At 43.5% G+C, this 630-nt stretch carries 1 protein-coding gene; it reads left to right on the top strand.

Annotated features, from left to right (window positions below; genetic code table 11):
* Positions 1-630, top strand: a 630-nt coding sequence (locus AC6CHI_RS16120; RefSeq protein ID WP_498122506.1) for a DUF2345 domain-containing protein, incomplete at both ends; no start/stop codon positions are given.

The following is a 630-nucleotide window of genomic DNA, read 5'->3' as shown; positions in this document are numbered from 1 at the left end:
AGTGAAGACCGTGGTGAAGGTTTTGAACTGCGGACTGACCAATGGGGGGCAGTACGCGCAGGTGAAGGATTATTAATCAGCACGCATGCACAAGTACAAGCAGAAGGCGATCATCTGGAGGCACAAGTTGCCAAACAACAGTTGGAAAACAACCAGAGTAATGCCAAAGCTTTGAGTGAAGTGGCTAAGAATCAGCAAACTGATGAAATAGAGTCGATTGAGCAACTCAAAGAATTTGCAGACCAAATTCAGACGCAGATTGCAAAATTTGAAAAGGCGTTATTACTTTTAAATTCGCCAGATGGGATTGGTTTAAGTACCAATGCGGACATTCATGTGTCCGCTGATGGGCAGATTAACCAGTTTGCAGGGGACAGTATCAATCTAACTACGCAAAAAAATCTGATTACACATGTGAGTGGTAAAGCCAGTTTATTTGCAGCACAGGACGGCATTAAGCAAGTGGCGGCCAAAGGCAAGTTTGAAATGCAGGCGCAAAGTGATGCCTTGAGTATTTTGGCCAAACAAAATATTCAAATTGTTTCCACAGAAGACCGCATTGAAATTACCAGTCCGAAAGAGATTGTGATTACCGCAGGTGGTTCGCAACTTAAAATTGATGGTTCGGGT

It is taken from the genome of Acinetobacter sp. GQ146 (assembly GCF_059758585.1).
The sequence above is the reverse complement of the archived record's forward strand: the minus strand, read 5'-3'. Positions and strand labels throughout refer to the sequence as shown.